At 44.1% G+C, this 17,779-nt stretch carries 9 protein-coding genes and 1 tRNA gene; 9 read left to right on the top strand and 1 reads right to left on the bottom strand.

The genetic code is table 11. The features are described from left to right. Positions 1–5: 5 nt before the first annotated feature. A complete protein-coding gene (locus tag G564_RS0102505; protein WP_029036269.1) occupies positions 6–701 on the bottom strand; it encodes a DUF2490 domain-containing protein in 696 nt (231 codons plus the stop codon). Between the two features lie 189 nt (positions 702–890). On the opposite strand from G564_RS0102505, the gene G564_RS0102500 reads away from it, so the two are divergent. The 9 genes from G564_RS0102500 to G564_RS0102455 all read left to right on the top strand — a co-directional run bounded on the left by G564_RS0102500 (position 891) and on the right by G564_RS0102455 (position 17,720). Further along, positions 891–962, top strand: a tRNA-Arg gene (locus tag G564_RS0102500). A gap of 720 nt (positions 963–1,682) precedes the next feature. Next, positions 1,683–4,166 carry a beta-galactosidase GalB gene (gene galB, locus G564_RS0102490; RefSeq protein ID WP_029036268.1) on the top strand — a complete coding sequence of 828 codons (2,484 nt, stop codon included), beginning with the start codon at positions 1,683–1,685 and terminating at the stop codon, positions 4,164–4,166. A gap of 31 nt (positions 4,167–4,197) precedes the next feature. Then, positions 4,198–6,597 (top strand): glycoside hydrolase family 31 protein, encoded by a 2,400-nt coding sequence (locus tag G564_RS0102485; protein WP_029036267.1) that lies wholly within the window; start codon positions 4,198–4,200, stop codon positions 6,595–6,597. Between the two features lie 221 nt (positions 6,598–6,818). Beyond that, a complete protein-coding gene (locus G564_RS0102480) occupies positions 6,819–8,822 on the top strand; it encodes a glycoside hydrolase family 97 protein (RefSeq protein ID WP_029036266.1) in 2,004 nt (667 codons plus the stop codon). Between the two features lie 25 nt (positions 8,823–8,847). After that, positions 8,848–11,016, top strand: a complete 2,169-nt coding sequence (locus G564_RS0102475; protein WP_029036265.1) for a glycoside hydrolase family 3 C-terminal domain-containing protein — start codon at positions 8,848–8,850, stop codon at positions 11,014–11,016. Between the two features lie 8 nt (positions 11,017–11,024). Further along, positions 11,025–13,271, top strand: coding sequence for a glycoside hydrolase family 3 C-terminal domain-containing protein (locus tag G564_RS0102470; protein WP_029036264.1), 2,247 nt, complete (start codon positions 11,025–11,027; stop codon positions 13,269–13,271). An 89-nt stretch (positions 13,272–13,360) separates the two neighbouring features. Then, positions 13,361–14,869, top strand: a complete 1,509-nt coding sequence (locus G564_RS0102465; protein ID WP_029036263.1) for an alpha-L-fucosidase — start codon at positions 13,361–13,363, stop codon at positions 14,867–14,869. Positions 14,870–14,938: 69 nt separating this feature from the next. Then, on the top strand, positions 14,939–16,234 hold the full coding sequence (locus G564_RS0102460) for a serine hydrolase domain-containing protein (RefSeq protein ID WP_051205264.1): 1,296 nt from the start codon (positions 14,939–14,941) through the stop codon (positions 16,232–16,234). A gap of 103 nt (positions 16,235–16,337) precedes the next feature. Beyond that, positions 16,338–17,720, top strand: coding sequence for a sialate O-acetylesterase (locus G564_RS0102455; RefSeq protein ID WP_029036261.1), 1,383 nt, complete (start codon positions 16,338–16,340; stop codon positions 17,718–17,720). Positions 17,721–17,779: the final 59 nt, after the last annotated feature.

The raw sequence follows: 17,779 nt of genomic DNA, 5'->3' as shown, positions 1-17,779 counted from the left end.
TCTTCTTAAAAAGTATGGTGTAAACTCAGCTGTAATTGTCCTTTGCTCCAATTATCTGTAGTTTGTTCCATATATCCCACCTGCAGCCGGAGATTGTTTTTTAGAGAATAACCCAATGCTCCATAAAGCCTGTTTCTATCGAAAAGCTCCACCTGTCGGTTATCTCCTATATCCCGTTGACCATTCATGAAGAGTTCATTGTAAAGTGCCAGGTAGACAGCATTTTGAGTGAGGTCGGTCTGGTTAAGCGGAAGTGTAAGTGACAAATTGTACCTGTAGCGGGTACGAAAATCTTGTGTCACCACCCACCGCTGTTCGTAGCGGAATCTATGGTTGAGATAAACCCTTGTTCCCAGCTTCTGCGGAAGGTTGGCTTCCTGATAAATCCTGCTCTCTGTAGAAGTAGCATCACTATCCCCAAATGCTCCGGTGGTGATATGGCCATATCCAAGCACGAATTTCACATTGGCGGTAGAAGGGCTGTAAGTAACTCCCCCGCGAATAAGTAATTGTTCAAGGTCTCCTATAAGATCCCAGTTTCGGAATTGAATATCACCCTGGGCCCCAAACCGGCTCTCGCCAAAACCTGTCCCCCAGTTGTAAATATACCAGGCTCCGGTTTGATCTTCATCTATTTGTGCTGTAGTAGTGGTAATAAAAAATGTGGTAAATAGTAGAGGTAGAAAATGTTTCAATCTCATTGCTTTTTTTACAAATATAAAAGCCTGAACAGATGATTCCCAAGGATTAAGTTTATTTTATAAGAAAGACAGTTGCACTTAAAAGTGAAGTGAAAGTTTTGCAGTATTAAGAGTAAAAATTCTTTAAACATTTTTATTTTTGTCATCCTTTCACAAGGACGGGAATTATACTTCTAAAAAATCAACTTCGGCCTCGTAGTTCAATGGATAGAATAGAAGTTTCCTAAACTTTAGATCCAGGTTCGATTCCTGGCGAGGCTACTTTTTGAATGTTAGACAAGAAAACCCTGTTGATCAAGAATCGGCAGGGTTTTTTATGTTCAACAACGGCAGAAAGTTGGGGAATAAAAAATCCGGGAAACAGATTTCTTCAATTTAAAATTTTATCCTGGAATCAATAAAGCTATTTCTGTATTTCAGTTATATAAATTTTTAAAGCTTAGTGTTTTTCTTAAGGAGCCGAGAAAATCCAGGCGGTGCAAAATTCAATGTTTTAGCAACACGAAATTTTTGACTTAAATTTTTCCTAATATTAATTGTAAACCTTACATTTAATCAACTTTTGGGCAACCTTCTCCTGGACTTGTTCAATGATGGCGCCGACGAGGAATGATCCGGTTTGAATCTGCTCCGAAGTAGCTTGTAGTTCAGTTACAGGGTGGAATGATTTTTTTCCTAAAGTGTGACAGATGCTACAGTATCCTGCGATGCGTAGTTTTTTTGCTGATGCCGATCGGGATGTTTAAAAGTTGGTAATGTTATATCAATTAATGGAGATGATACTATTCTTTGTTCAAGTTCAGTTTAGGGTGGATTAATTTTTATCAGGTATGTTATTGGTTTAGCTTCGGGTGTAACTGCTTTTGAGGGAAATTCTCATGTACTAATTGAGTGACTAAAATAAGATCCGATTTAATCGCTTCGGGTATTAAAATTTCTGGCCTCTAATTTTTCAAAAGGCCTTAGCTTATATGAATTCTCATGAATAAAAAGAGATTCCTTTTTCCAGCCTTATTTCTTCTTCTGAATTTTCTGTATTCCTGTAAAACTACTACTCCTGAAGGTATTGAGACTGAAAGTTTTAAAACTGAAAGAAAAGCTTCCTTCAATGAAAACTGGCAGTTCGTTCTGGAAGATTCTTTAAAAATGACTTCTCCTGAAGCCGATTGGAGAACCATCAATCTTCCTCATGACTGGAGCATAGAAGGAGAATTTAGTCCCAATCATCCTGCAGGAGTTGGTGGTGGAGCTTTGCCCGGCGGTTTAGGCTGGTACAAAAAAACCTTCAAAGTCGAAGAAAGCGACAGTACAAAACTAACTGCCGTAACTTTTGACGGAGTTTACCAGAACAGTGAAGTCTGGATCAACGGAAATTACCTCGGCAGCAGGCCTAACGGCTACATCGGCTTTCAATATGATCTCACTCCTTATCTCAACTACGGGGATGAACCGAATGAAATCCTGGTAAAGGTTGATAATTCAGATCAGCCGAATTCCCGCTGGTATTCAGGTTCGGGAATTTACAGAAATGTTTGGCTTACCCAAACAGATAAATTGCACGTGCCTCTATGGGGAACTTTTGTTACTACGCCAAACGTGAGCAAAGACAGTGCTTTGGTTCAGGTTGAGGTGAGAATGGCAAACAAATACAGCGGTGCCAAAAATGGCATTTTAGAGACCTCTTTGGTTTATAATGATCAGGAGGTTAATTCAACTGTTTCAGAATTTGAGATTCAGGCGCAGGACACTTCAGGAATTACTCAGCAGATACAGGTTAATCAGCCTCAATTGTGGTCGGTAGATGATCCGCAGCTCTATTCCGCAGTAACAAGAATAAAGGTAGACGGGGAAATAGTCGACGAATACATTACGCAATTTGGGATCAGGGATTTCAGGTTTGATCTGGAAAGAGGGTTTCTTCTGAATGGCGAACAGGTGAAGATCAAGGGTGTAAACAACCATCATGATCTTGGACCTTTAGGTGCCGCCGTAAACAAAAGAGCCATTGAACGACAGCTGGAGATCATGAAGGAAATGGGTGTCAACGGAATTAGAACCGCTCATAACCCGCCGGCTCCCGAACTTCTGGAACTAACAGACAAAATGGGCTTCATCGTGATGGCTGAGTCCTTTGACATGTGGGAAAGAGCCAAAACTGAAAATGATTACAGCAATTACTGGCAGGGATGGCATGAGCGGGACATGAGGGATATGATCCTGCGCGACCGTAATCATCCCAGTATATTTATCTGGAGCATCGGGAATGAGGTACCGGAGCAATGGAGTGATCGCGGTGCAGAAATTGGCACGGAACTGGCCCGAATCACCAAAGAAGTGGATCCCACACGCCCTGTTACCGCCGGAATGAATCCGCCGATCCATACCAGCGAAGATGATGTTACCTTACAATTTGATGAACCGCAACAACCTAATGCGCTTGCAGGTTCCGGAGCTTTGGATCTTATTGGCTACAATTATGCACATCAAACCTGGCCTAAGCATCAGGTGAATTTCCCAAACACACCTTTTATAGCCACTGAAACTACTTCGGCTCTGGCCAAGAGAGGTTACTACGAATTTCCTTCAGACACTGTCAAGATTTGGCCGGTGCGCTGGGATATTCCTTTTGATGGCGGGAATCCGGATAATACAATTTCAGCTTTTGATCAGGTGAGAACGCCCTGGGGCTCTACTCATGAAGCGACCTGGAAAGTCATTAAAAAGCACGATTTCCTTTCAGGATTTTACATTTGGACAGGCTTTGATTACCTCGGAGAACCCACGCCCTACGGCTGGCCCTCCAGAAGTTCATACTTCGGAATTGTCGATCTCGCAGGATTTCCGAAGGATTCCTACTACATGTACAAAAGTGAATGGACCACAGAAGATGTGCTGCATATCCTGCCACACTGGAATTGGGAGGAAGGGCAAATTGTGGATGTCTGGGCGTATTACAACAATGCAGATGAAGTAGAGCTTTTCCTTAATGGAGAATCACAGGGTGTGAAGAGCAAAGAAGGAGATGACCTGCACGTCATGTGGCGCTTCCCCTTCAAAAAGGGTATTTTGAGGGCTGTTTCCAGAAAGGACGGACAGGTAGTTCTTGAGAAAGAAGTCAGAACCGCCGGAGCACCTGCAAAACTGGCCCTGCAACCAGACAGGACTACAATTAAAGCAGATGGGCAGGACCTTTCATTCGTGACTGTGACTATTACAGATGAAAATGGCACCCTTGCTCCCAGAGCTAACAATGTTGTTCATTTTGAAGTTAAAGGCGGCGGAAAAATAGAAGCAGTTGGGAGCGGCGATCCTACCAGCCATGAGTCCTTTAAAGGAATCTCACATTCAGCTTTAAATGGGAAAGTTCTGGTGGTCATCCGCGCCGGAAAAGAAGCCGGTCCCGTGGAATTGTCCGCCACGGCAGATGGTCTCCAACAGGCAACCACAACAATAAATTTAGAATAGAAATGATTCCCCTAATTATAATACTACAAAAATGAAAAACGGCTGGTTACATAAGCTGGGACTTGCTCTTGCCCTGGCAGTTTTAGGAAGTACAGGTGCCAATGCGCAGCTTCAGGAAGTCGATATCCTTAACACTCCGGTAGACATCAGTAAAGATTTTGTCGATTACAATAACACCTTTTATTTTGCCGATGAACTGGTAAATTTTGATCCCAAAACCGGAAAAGGAACTGTAAAATATCTACGGAACGATTATCAGACCCGGCAGGCTTTTAACAACATGCTTATGCGGCCTGTTCCTGTTGAAGCCAATGAATTTCCCACCACAGAGTATGAAGTTTCTCCCGAATTACCTTTTGAGATACAATTTGTTTCTGACAGGACTGTACGGATAAAAATGGCTTCGGGCCCACAGTTCCACAAGCAGGAAGAGTCGCTAATGCTTATCGATGGAATTGCGCCAAATCGCCCCGAACTTTGGAAATATTCAAAGATCGACGGTGGCCATAGCTATTCTAATCAATATGGAAGAGTAGAAATTCTTTCTAAACCCTGGCATGTTAAGCTTTATGACGGGAAAGGGAAATTACTTACCAGCACGCTGCACAGCAGCGATGTCACAAATACTTACACTCCCGTGCTGCCTTTCTCCTATGTACGAAGAAACAGCGATTACTCCCGAAGCATGGCTGCCGTTTTGAGCCTTGAACCGGGAGAAAAGATCTTCGGACTCGGAGAATCTTTTACCCAGTTCAATAAGCGCGGCCAAAAAGTGGTGCTTTGGGTAGATGATGCGAACGGGGTTCAGAATGAAACTATGTATAAGCCCATTCCGTTCTATATGAGTAGCCGCGGTTATGGTGTTTTCATGCACACTTCTTCTCCAATTACCGTTGACTTCGGAAAATACTTCAACGCTGCCAATAACATGATGCTGGGGAATGATGTTGCCGATCTATTCTTCTTCCTCGGTGAACCAAAAGACATTCTTGATGAATACACCGACCTCACAGGAAAATCTGAAATGCCGCCACTATGGTCCTTCGGTTTCTGGATGAGTCGTATCACCTATTTTTCTGAAAAAGAAGGTCGTGAGATTGCAGCAAATCTGCGGAAGTATAAGATCCCGAGTGACGTGATACATTTTGATACCGGCTGGTTTGATGTGGACTGGAGGAATAACTACGAATTTGCAGCCGATCGTTTTGAAGATCCCGTGGATATGATGAAAGACATGAAAGAAGATGGCTTTCATGTTTCGCTATGGCAGCTGCCATATTTTACTCCGGAAAACACCCTTTTTAACGAGATAGTCGAACAAGGTCTTGCGGTTAAAGATCGCAAAGGCAACATTTCTTTTGAAGATGCTGTTCTCGACTTTTCGAATCCCGAAACAGTGACCTGGTATCAGGGAAAACTGAAACATTTATTTGACCAGGGAGTTGGGGTTTTCAAAGTGGATTTTGGAGAAGCAGCCCCCGCAAACGGATTATATCATTCCGGTCGCACCGGCTTTTACGAGCACAACCTGTATCCGTTGCGTTATAACAAGGCGGTGGCCGAATTGACTAAAAAAGAAAAAGGCTACTCCCTAATCTGGGCAAGAAGTACCTGGGCTGGTAGTCAGCGTTACCCGTTACATTGGGGTGGCGATGCTGCTACGACCAATACCGCCATGTCGGCAACTTTGCGCGGCGGACTTTCTTTAGGTCTAAGCGGATTTACCTTCTGGAGCCATGATGTTGGCGGCTTCGTAACTGCCGCCCCCGAAGATCTTTATCGCCGCTGGACTCCCTTCGGAATGCTTTCTTCTCATGTGAGAAGCCACGGGGAACCACCTACAGAACCATGGCTTTACAATGAAAGCTTCTTAGAGGCTTTCAGAAAAGCAGACAACATGAGGTATGAATTGATGCCTTACATCTATGCTCAGGCAAAGGAGAGCTCAGAACAGGGACTGCCAATGATGCGTGCGCTCTTTGTTGAGTTCCCCAATGATCCCGGTTCCTGGTTAATTGATGATCAATATTTATTTGGATCGGACATGCTGGTGGCGCCACTTTTTGAAGCAACCACAGAGCGCGATGTATATCTTCCTCCCGGAAGATGGATCGACTATCAATCCGGAAAGGTTTACGACAGCGGCTGGCATACAATAAAGGCTGGTGACGTACCCATTGTCGCTCTGGTAAAAGACGGAGCAGTGATCCCGCATATCAGACTCGCACAGTCAACTCAGGACATGGATTGGAAAAATATTCAGCTGAAGGTTTTTGCTAGTGACAACGTCAATTCTGCAACCGGAAAAGTATATCTGCCCGAAGGAGAAAAAGCTGAAATTATAAAGGTGTCAAAAAAGGGAAATTCCTTTGAAGTTTCGGAGAACCCGCTGAACGGCAAGACTTCTTTTAAAACCGAATGGAAGAAATAAAGAATTAATGGTTAAAAGTTAATGGTTATTAGTGATTGGTTAATAAGTTAATTGGAGATGACTGAGCTTTATAAACCCGATCCAAAGACTAATAGCCACAACTATAGCAGAAAATAGAAACAGAAATTTGATGTAAAAAAAATAAAGAACTGACAGCTAAGCCAACAATTACAAGTTAAGAGAAGCTATTCAGTCAATTAAAAAAATTTAAGCAATATAAAATGATCAGCAGATTAATATTATTTCCCGCATTGTTCCTTTCGATTTTTTCCTGTGACCAGGAAACTGCGCAGGTACACGAGCTAAGTTCTCCCGACGGGCAGAACAAAATAAAATTCGAACTTGCCAATAACAGTCCGAGATATTCTGTTAGCCGGGGGGAGACAGAAATTATCACTCCTTCAGTAATGGGATTCGTTTTTAAAGACAACGACACCCTTGGAAATAATTTTGAGATAACCGGAGTAGAAGAAAGCTCAAAGGATGAAACCTGGGAACAGGTTTGGGGAGAAAAGGCAGAGATCAGGAACCACTATAATGAGCTGCTGGTGAACCTTCAGGAGAAATCCGGAAAGCAAAGGAAACTGCAGGTGCAGTTCCGCGCTTTTGATGATGGCGTAGCCTTCAGATACATTTTTCCGGAGCAGGGAATTAAGGACAGCATTTTTATAATGGATGAGCTCACCACCTTCAACCTTAAACAAGATGGGAAAGCCTGGTGGATCCCTGCCTATCATGAACAACGTTATGAAAATTTGTATGAAGCTTCTCCGGTAAGCGAACTGGATACTATACATACGCCGCTCACCATTCAAAGTGAAAATGGACTGGCACTGAGTTTCCATGAGGCAAATCTCACCGATTTTGCCAGCTATACCTTATTTCCGCAAGAAGGAACTGAACTTAAAATTGATCTTGTGCCGTGGGCCGACGGAGTGAAAGTCCGCACCACAGATTCCTTTACTACGCCGTGGAGAACTCTGCAGATCGGAGAGGAGCCAAAGGATCTCATAACTTCCTACCTCATCCTCAACCTTAACGAACCAAATAAAATTGAAGATACCAGCTGGATAGAACCCTATAAATACATTGGAATCTGGTGGGGAATGCACATTGGAAAATACACTTTTTGGGAAGGCCCTAATCACGGGGCATCTACCGAAAATGCTAAAGAACACATCGATTATGCAAAACAACTGGGAGTTGACCATCTGCTGATTGAAGGCTGGAATAAAGGCTGGACCCCGGACTGGTACAAAAATGCAATGCACCAGTTTAATTTTACACAATCAACAGATGATTTTGATCTCAAAGAAGTAACCGACTATGCTGCCGAAAATGGGGTGCGAATTGTGGGGTACCACGAAACCGGTTCCAATATAGACAACTACCTGAAACAGGTAGACAGCGCGTTTGCTCTTTATAATGAAATGGGGGTTAATGATGTAAAAATTGGCCATGTAGGTTCGAAACTCAATATGAAAGAGTGGCATCACGGGCAGTTTGGTGTAAGGTACTTCAGGTATATCCTCGAAAAAGCGGCCGAACATAAACTTACCGTTTTCTTCCATGAACCTATAAAGGATACCGGTGAGCGCAGAACATATCCGCACATGATGGCCCGTGAAGGCGCCCGCGGAATTGAATACAACGCCTGGAGTGAAGGAAATCCTCCGGACCATGTGACCATTCTTCCATTTACCCGCTTTTTGGCAGGGCCGATGGATTTTACCGCCGGAATTTTCGATGTGGAGATCAGTCAGGGGTATCCCGGCAGGAATGTACATTCCACCACAGCCAAGCAACTCGCGCTTTTGGTAACGGTCTTTTCTCCTGTCCAGATGTTTGCCGACCTGCCCGAAAATTATGTTGATAAACCGGCTTTTCAGTTCCTGCTTGATGTGCCTGTGAACTGGGAGGACACAAAAATCCTGAATGGAGAGATTGGAGAATATATCACTACTGTGAGAAAAGATCTCGATAGCGATGACTGGTATTTGGGAAGCATTACGAATGAAGAAAGTCGGGATCTGGAGATCGACCTCTCATTTTTAGATGAAGAGGCAACTTATGAAGCCCAGATCTATGCCGATGCGAAAGGAACCGGATATCAGAATAATCCAATGGAAGTTGCAATAAGCAAAAAAGAAGTAACTGCGGCCGATAAGCTCACGCTGAGCTTGGGTGAAAGTGGAGGCACAGCGATAAGATTTAAAAAGCTGTAATCGCTGCTTCTGAAAATATTAAAACATGAAAAAATATCTGTTTTACATTGTTACATTCTTTTCGGCACTGCCGCTTTGGGCACAGCAAACTTTTGAATATCCTTTTCAGGATCCTTCTCTGGACACTGAAGCACGTATCGACAACCTGCTGTCTGTAATGACGCTCGATGAAAAGATAAGTGCCTTAAGTACGAATCCTTCTGTTCCCCGGCTGGGTGTCAAAGGAACAGGACACGTTGAAGGACTGCACGGACTTGCCCTTGGCGGACCTGCAGGATGGGAAGGCCGGAACAGAGAGGTACAGGTAACTACAACATTTCCGCAGGCCTACGGACTCGGGGAAACCTGGGACAGAGAATTGATCCAAAAAGTAGCCGCAGCTGAAGGTCTGGAGACACGATACGCATTTCAGAAATACAACCACGGCGGACTCGTAGTAAGGGCGCCAAATGCAGATCTTGCACGGGATCCACGCTGGGGCCGCACCGAAGAAAGTTACGGAGAAGACGCATTTTTGGCAGGTGAGTTAACAGTGGCTTTTGTCAAAGGCCTGCAGGGTGATGATCCTAATTACTGGCAAACGGCTTCTTTGATGAAGCACTTCCTTGCGAATTCCAACGAAGACGGTCGTACCTACACCTCATCAGATTTTGATGAGCGATTGTGGAGAGAATATTACGCCTTACCCTTCAAAAAGGGCATTTTGGAAGGTGGTTCCCGGGCGTACATGGCCGCTTACAATAAAGTGAACGGGATCCCCGCCACCGTACATCCCATGCTCAAAGAAATCACAGTAAATGAATGGGGACAGAATGGGATCATTTGCACCGACGGAGGAGCTTTCAAGCTGTTGCTTTCAGATCACAAGTATTACGAAGACAAATACCTGGGAGCTGCTGCAGTGATCAAAGCGGGAATAAATCAGTTTCTTGATGAATACACCGAAGCCGTTTACGGCGCAATCTCCAATGGCTATCTAACCGAAGCCGACATTGATGAAGTGCTGCGCGGAAATTACCGTGTTATGCTAAAGCTGGGCATGCTGGATCCTTCGGAAGAGAATCCGTATACAAAAATTGGCTCCGGAAAAGACACTATAGATCCCTGGACCACTGAAGCTCATAAAACGCTGGCACTCGAAGCCACCCGCAAATCTATTGTACTGCTGAAAAATGATACAGAAGAGGGGCTTTTGCCACTCAATAAAAACAAAATAAAATCTATTGCAATTATAGGAAAAAGAGCAGATGAAGTTTTGCTGGACTGGTACAGTGGTACCCCGCCGTACAGGGTGACTCCGCTGGAAGGAATCCGAAATAAAGTGGGAGAAAATGTGGAAATATTAATAGCAAAAAACAATGCTGACGGAAAAGCGGCAGAAATAGCAGCAAAAGCAGACGTAGCCATTGTTCTTGTGGGGAATCACCCTGTTTGTGACGCAGGCTGGGCAAATTGCCCCGTGCCCAGCGAAGGAAAGGAATCTGTTGATCGTCAAAGCATGGAACTGGAACAGGAAGATCTCATCAAAGTGGTGCACCAGGCGAATCCGAAAACTATAGCGGTGCTCATCAGCACTTTTCCCTACGCGATTAACTGGACACAGGAAAATGTTCCTGCTATTGTGCACATGACGCAGAACAGTCAGGAATTAGGTAATGGCCTGGCAGACGTGCTTTTTGGAGACTATAATCCGGCGGGGAGACTGACGCAGACCTGGGTGAAAAGTATTACAGATCTGCCGCCGTTAATGGACTACAACATCAGGAATGGAAGGACTTACATGTATTTTGAAGGAGATCCATTATATGCCTTTGGCCACGGATTGAGCTTTACGAACTTCAGCTATGAAAATCTTCATGTAAATAAAAACAGGCTTCAGGATGGTGAAACTGCCACAGTAAAAGTAAAAATTAGAAACACCGGAAAAATAGATGGCGAGGAAGTAGTTCAGCTTTATGTAAAGCATTTAAATTCTTCAGTAGAAAGACCCATTAAAGAATTAAAGGGATTCCGGCGAATTTCAATACCAGCCGGGAAATCGGTAACAGTTGATCTTCCGCTTAAAGCCGAAGATCTGAAATACTGGAATATTCAAAAACAGGAATTCGAATTAGAAAACGGACAAATTGAAATTCAGGTAGGCGGGGCTTCAGATAAAATCGTGCTTACCAAAACAATAAGCATTCAGAAATAATAAATATTATGAGAAACAAATTATTAGCGCTGTCATTAGGTGTTAGCTTTATGGCTTTAACAGGTTGTCAGGATGGATCGGCGACGACCGGTACAAAAACAGAAACGCAGGAAAAGGACATTTTTGTGGGGAAACCCATGAGTATGGAATACGAGGAGGAGATCACCAAATTGATCTCTCAAATGACCCTTGAAGAAAAAGCAGGAATGCTACATGGCACCAGTATGTTTGCGACATCTGGCGTTCCGCGGCTGGGAATTCCTGAGTTGACAATGGCCGATGGACCCTTGGGAATTCGTGAAGAAATTTCGCGTGACTCCTGGGCTCCTGCAGGTTGGGATAACGACTTTGCGACTTATTTACCTGCCGGTGCCGGACTATCAGCTACCTGGAATCCTGAGCTGGCGCATACTTTTGGAAGTGTTATAGGTGCCGAGGCCCGTGAGCGAAATAAAGACGTGTTGCTGGCTCCTGCTTTTAATATCATCAGGACTCCGCTGGGAGGCCGTACCTATGAATATTTCTCTGAAGATCCATTTCTAAACACACAGATCACCGTGCCTTACATTGTGGGGGTTCAGGAACATGATGTGGCGGCATGTATCAAGCATTATGCTGTAAATAACCAGGAAACCAACCGTGGTACCGTAGATGTGCAAATGGATGAACGCACGCTTAGAGAGATCTACTTACCTGCCTTTGAAGCGGCAATCACAGATGCGCATGCTTACAGTGTTATGGGCGCCTACAATAGGTTCCGCGGAGATTATCTCAATGAAAATGAATATATGCTGCAGAACGTGCTGCGCGATGAATGGGGTTTTAAAGGTATCGTGATCTCAGACTGGGCTGCTATTCACAGCACCGTGAAAGCTTTAAAAGCCGGAGCCGATGTGGAGATGGGAACTCCCGGACCTTTTAATGAATTCTACTTTGCCGATCCTCTTATTGCTGCTGTAAAATCTGGTGAGCTTGCTGAAGAAGAAGTGGACAAGCATGTAAGACGGGTGTTGAGATTGATGTACAACATCAAAAGTATTGATTCTACCGGTCGCGCTAAAGGTGCCAGAAATACGGAAGAGCATTTTCAGGAAGCCTATAATATTGCTTCAGAATCTGTCGTGCTGCTCAAAAACGACAAAAATGTGCTGCCTTTAAATCTGGAAGGGGTAAAAAGCATTGCTGTAATTGGTGACAACGCCACTAAGAAAAATGCACTGGGAGGATTTGGAGCCGGTGTAAAAACCAAACGTGAGGTCACCCCATTAGAAGGACTTCAAAACAGGCTACCGGAATCAGTAAAGATCAATCATGCTCAGGGTTACCTGGAGCGCTACTCTAAAACAGAAAGAGCTAAATTCGGAGACATTACACTGGATGGACCTGTAACCATCGATGAGTTGGATCCAAAGCTGCTGGAAGAGGCCGTTAATGCTGCAAAAAATTCTGATGTTGCCATCATTTTTGCCGGCTCTAACCGCGATTATGAGACTGAAGCTTCAGACAGGGCAAGCCTGGATCTGCCGTTTGGACAGCAGGAATTGATCGAGAAAGTAATGCAGGCAAATCCTAATACTATTGTGGTGCTGATCGCCGGTGCTCCTTTTGATATTGAAGACATCAGCCAGAAATCTTCAACGCTTGTGTGGAGCTGGTTCAATGGTTCTGAAGGCGGTAATGCCCTCGCAGATGTTCTTCTTGGTACAGTAAATCCTTCCGGAAAACTGCCATGGACGATGCCTAAAAAGCTGGAGGATTCTCCTGCACATGCCACCAATAGCTTCCCGGGAGGAGAAACAGCAACCTACGATGAAGGTATATTGGTAGGCTACAGATGGTTTGATACCAAAAACGTAGAACCTTTGTATCCTTTTGGCTACGGACTTTCCTATACAGATTTTGAATTTTCCAATGCAAGGCTTGATAAAAAAGAAGCTTATGCAGGAGATGAAACGATTCAGGTTTCAGTAGATGTAAAGAATACAGGAGACTTCGACGGAAAAGAAGTGGTGCAGCTTTATGTTTCGAAATTAGATTCCAAAGTAGAGCGTGCTGCGCAGGAGCTTAAAGGATTTAAAAAAGCAACCGTAGCTAAAGGTGCCACAAAGACTGTGACCATTGATGTTCCTGTGAAAGAGCTGGCTTATTACAATATGGAAAATAATAATTGGACTGTAGAACCGGGGACTTACACTCTCAAATTAGGTAATTCCTCCAGAAATATTCTTCAGGAAGTAACGGTACAGGTAAAATAAAAGAGTTTCAACAAGGGGTCCAAAAAATGACATTTTTGAGACCCCTTCTTTCAGGAGATTTAAACCAATTCTTTCGGAAAAAACATCATATGCAATATTTAAGATTCATAATGATCCTCTCCCTGTCACTCGTTCTGGCTTGCGGCCAGAATAATCAGCAGGAAAGCAATGTGGAGCCGCAGCAGGAGAAATACGTGGCCGACTGGGATTCGCTGGCAAAATATGACGAGACTGCGGAATGGTTCAAAGATGCCAAGTTCGGGATCTATGCGCATTGGGGAATACTATCGGTTCCGGCTTATGCCAACGACTGGTATCCGCGGAACATGCACATTGAAGGTACAGATGAGTACAGGCATCATGTGGAAACTTACGGGCCACATTCCGAATTCGGTTATCACGATTATGTGCCGATGTTTAAAGCGGACGAATTTGATGCCGATGCATGGGCTGAACTTTGGAAAAAAGCCGGTGCTAAGTTCGGCGGAATTGTAGCCATTCATCACGACGGCTGGTCCAACTGGGACAGCGAGATCAATCACTGGAACTCTGTAGACATGGGTCCCAAAAAGGACATTTTAGGAGCTCTTGAAAAAGCATTGAAGGAGCGGGACATGAAGTTTGTTGCCACTTTTCATAAGGCGAGGAATCTCCAGATCGCGCAACAGGATTCTACAAAATGGTTGGATGACACCTCCTATTTCCCATACAATCCTGATCTGCCAACAGCTTCCGAAGATCCTTTGCTTTCAATCATGTACGGGAACATTCCGCAGGAACAGTTTTACAGGAACTGGCTTGGAGAGTTAAAAGAGGTCATCGATAACTACAGCCCCGATCTCATCTATTTTGACAGCAAATTGGACAAATTACCAGACTCTTTAAAAAAGCAATTTGTGGCTTATTATTTTAATCATGCTGAAGCAAAAAATAAGCAGGTAGTCATCACTCACAAGGAAGGAGAACTTCCAAAATCTGTAAGTCTTGAAGACCTTGAAAAAGGACGGATGAAAGACAAGACTGAAGAATTCTGGCTTACCGATGAAACCGTTTCTGTGGGTAGCTGGAGCTACACGAATGATCTTGGCTTAAAAACTTCCGATGAGATCATCGATCTGCTGGCAGATATTGTGAGCAAGAACGGAGCTTTGATGCTGAACGTTTCTCCAAAAGCCAATGGTATCATTCCGCAGGACCAGCAGGATATTCTGCTGGAAATTGGACAATGGCTGGAGACCAACGGCGAAGCAATTTACGGTACGCGCACCTGGGAAGTTTATGGTGAAGGTCCTACTAAACAGGAACGATCGGGGATGTTCCTCGACAAGCTGACCTACACAGCAGAAGATGTGCGCTACACAAAGAAAGGTGATGCTATCTATGCAATTTTCCTGGGATGGCCGGGAAATAATAAGGAAGTAACCATGCATTCTTTTTCAAAAGAAGTACTGGGGGGAAATGTTCCCAACGTAAGATCGGTTTCAGTTTTAGGTTATCAGGGAGACATAAAATATAAACTTCTCGATGAGGGCCTGCACATGACTACACCTTCGACAGCAGTAAATGAGAAGGCATTTGTGGTGAAGATTTCTATTTAGTTGATACGCCAATTCTCCTGAGTTTAGGAGATGGTTTTTTCAGTAATTTAATTTTATAAAAACAACCAAATGCTACGACGAATAAAGTTCCAGACTAAATTCTTTCTATTGCTCCTGCTGGTGACCAGTTTGTTATCTGCCCAAAATCCTGGCAGTTCAGGTCTTGTTCCCGCAACTTCCGCAGAGGAAGTGGGAATGAGTGAGGCGCGCCTGGAGAAGATTGATGAGATGCTCAAAGAGGCTATTGCACAAAAAGAAATTCCGGGGGCTGTAGCTTTGATAGCAAAAGATGGGCAAATCGTTTACCACAAAAGCTTTGGTACTGCCAATGCCCAAGGCAGGGAGTTGAAGAAGGACGATATCTTTAGAATTGCCTCTCAAACAAAGGCAATTACCTCTACTGCTGTGATGATGCTGTGGGAAGAAGGAAGATTCCGGCTGGACGATCCCATCTCCAAATATATTCCTGAGTTCAAGGATCCTCAGCTCATCGCAACCTTCAATGAGAAAGATTCTACCTATACCAAAAAAACGGTAGGAAAGGAAATCACCATTCGGCAGTTGCTTACCCATACTTCCGGGTTGGGCTATGGCAGGATAGATTCGGATGACAGGATAAGAAAAATATATATTAAAGCGGGAATTGTAGATCTGTTCACGACAGAAAATGTGAGTATTGAAGAAAACGTAAAAAAGTTAGCAGGATTACCCTTATACGCAGTGCCGGGTGAAGAATGGCATTACAGTGAAGGACTTGATGTGCTGGGTTATTTTGTTGAGGTAATTTCAGGTCAGCCATTTGACGGGTTTTTACAGGAAAGGATCTTTGAGCCGCTGGGGATGGAGGACACACAATTTTATCTGTCAGATGAAAAGCAGGATCGTCTTGTTGCCGTGCAGCACAAGGAAAACGGAGAATGGCAGAATTTTCCGGTAACTTTTTATGATCCAGATTATCCTGTAAAAGGAGCAAAGAAGTTCTTTTCCGGCGGTGCAGGACTCACGAGTACCGCGGAAGATTACGCCCGATTCCTTCAAATGTACCTGAATGGAGGTGAACTGAATGGAAAAATGATATTAAGCAGGACGACGGTTGATCTCATCCTAAAGAACCATGCAAAAGAGCTTATTGGGGATCCTAGTAAAGATCACGGGTTGGCATTTTCTGTTCTTACCGAAGAAGGAGTGCGTACCGGAGGTTTGGGAAGTGAAGACACTTTCGACTGGGGCGGCTATTTCAACACCCAGTATTTTGCAGATCCCAAAGAAGATGTAATTGGAATTTTACTGAAACAAACCCAGGGAAATACCGGAGATGAGACCGGCTGGAAATTCCGCCAGATGGTGATGGTCAGTATAAAATAATGGCCAAACATTTTACCCTAACCTGCTTGAAAAAATTACTACAAGAGCCTATTGAAAACGAAATAAGCTACCGGGAATAGCCTGCCTATTAAACCTGAATAAAATGAAACCTTTCACCTACCTAATCCTGCTCATCCTGATGTCTACTGTAGAAGCCTTCTCCAACGTCAGCCTTCCTGCAATCTTTTCTAATGATATGGTCCTTCAGCGAAATACTGAAGCCAGGATCTGGGGCTGGGCAAAACCCGGAGAGGTTGTGAAAATATCCACCAGCTGGAGTACCGACACAATTCAGACCAAAGCGGGCAACAACGGAAGCTGGGAAATTTTCCTGCCTACGCCCAACCTTCGGGAACCACAGGAGGTGACCATTACCGGCTATAATACCATTGTGCTCAAAAATGTGCTTTTGGGAGAGGTTTGGCTGGTAAGCGGGCAATCGAACATGGAATGGACTGCCGCTGCCGGAATAGACAATGCAGAAGAAGCAATAGCCGGCGCAGAAAATCCCAACATCCGCTTTTTCACAGTACACGACAGAACAGCTCCTACTCCGCAGCAGGATCTGGGCGGGGAGTGGGTAGCAAGTACTCCTGAAACCATGAAGCACTTTAGCGCCGTTGCCTATTTCTTCGGAAATAAGCTCAACATCGAACTCGATGTTCCGATAGGATTGATCGACTCCAGCTGGGGAGGAACTCCGGCTGAAGTGTGGATGCCGGCGGAAGTTATTGAGGAAAATGAGGAGCTTAGTAAAGCAGCCGCAATGTTACCCGATGTGGAATGGGGACCCAGAAAACCCGGCGCCCTTTACAACGCCATGATCGCCCCTCTCACCAATTTGAAAATAGCCGGAGTATTATGGTATCAAGGAGAGTCGAATACCGATAATGCGGATCACTATGAGCAGATCTTTTCAACGCTGATAGACTCCTGGCGCCAAAAATGGAATTCTGAATTGCCTTTTTACTATGCTCAGATAGCTCCTTATGATTACGGGGATAACTTTGCCGGGGTAAAAGTGAGGGATGCCCAGCGAAGGGTACTTAAAATGCCAAAAACAGGCATGGTTATGACCAGCGATATTGGTGACTTGGAAGATATTCATCCCCGCAACAAGAAAGATGTCGGTTTACGCTTCGCCAATCTCGCCCTAAACGAAATCTACGGAAAGAAAACAGCTGCCTATTTTCCCCTTTTTGAGAGGGTTGAAAAAAAGAGAAATAGACTCCGGATCTATTTCAAAGATTCTGAAGAATTAAGACTCGATAAACAGAACCCGGTATCCCAGTTTGAAGTGGCCGGAGAGGATGGAGAGTTCAAATCTGTGGAAATGAAAATAAAGAAAAACGTTGTGGAGCTGGATGTGAAAAATATAGAAAATCCAGTAGAAGTCCGCTACTCCTGGAAAAACGCCGGTACTTCCAATATTTTTAACGAAGCAGGTTTACCGGCCTCAAGTTTTCTTGAAAAAATTCAGAAATAGTTCTGCTTTTCAATTTGAGTGTAATAAAAAAAAATACTCTTCAAAAATGACATTTTTGA

This window comes from Salinimicrobium xinjiangense DSM 19287, assembly GCF_000423585.1.
Taxonomy (GTDB): domain Bacteria; phylum Bacteroidota; class Bacteroidia; order Flavobacteriales; family Flavobacteriaceae; genus Salinimicrobium; species Salinimicrobium xinjiangense.
Note: the sequence above shows the minus strand (reverse complement) of the source record. Positions and strands in the feature narration are given on the sequence as shown.

What these genes read in the sequence shown, in the direction of transcription:
- G564_RS0102470 (WP_029036264.1), top strand. Translation starts at nt 11,025, where the DNA reads ATGAGAAACAAATTATTAGCGCTGTCATTAGGTGTTAGCTTTATGGCT.
- galB (WP_029036268.1), top strand. Translation starts at nt 1,683, where the DNA reads ATGAATAAAAAGAGATTCCTTTTTCCAGCCTTATTTCTTCTTCTGAAT.
- G564_RS0102460 (WP_051205264.1), top strand. Translation starts at nt 14,939, where the DNA reads ATGCTACGACGAATAAAGTTCCAGACTAAATTCTTTCTATTGCTCCTG.
- G564_RS0102485 (WP_029036267.1), top strand. Translation starts at nt 4,198, where the DNA reads ATGAAAAACGGCTGGTTACATAAGCTGGGACTTGCTCTTGCCCTGGCA.
- G564_RS0102465 (WP_029036263.1), top strand. Translation starts at nt 13,361, where the DNA reads ATGCAATATTTAAGATTCATAATGATCCTCTCCCTGTCACTCGTTCTG.
- G564_RS0102455 (WP_029036261.1), top strand. Translation starts at nt 16,338, where the DNA reads ATGAAACCTTTCACCTACCTAATCCTGCTCATCCTGATGTCTACTGTA.
- G564_RS0102480 (WP_029036266.1), top strand. Translation starts at nt 6,819, where the DNA reads ATGATCAGCAGATTAATATTATTTCCCGCATTGTTCCTTTCGATTTTT.
- G564_RS0102505 (WP_029036269.1), bottom strand. Translation starts at nt 701, where the DNA reads ATGAGATTGAAACATTTTCTACCTCTACTATTTACCACATTTTTTATT.
- G564_RS0102475 (WP_029036265.1), top strand. Translation starts at nt 8,848, where the DNA reads ATGAAAAAATATCTGTTTTACATTGTTACATTCTTTTCGGCACTGCCG.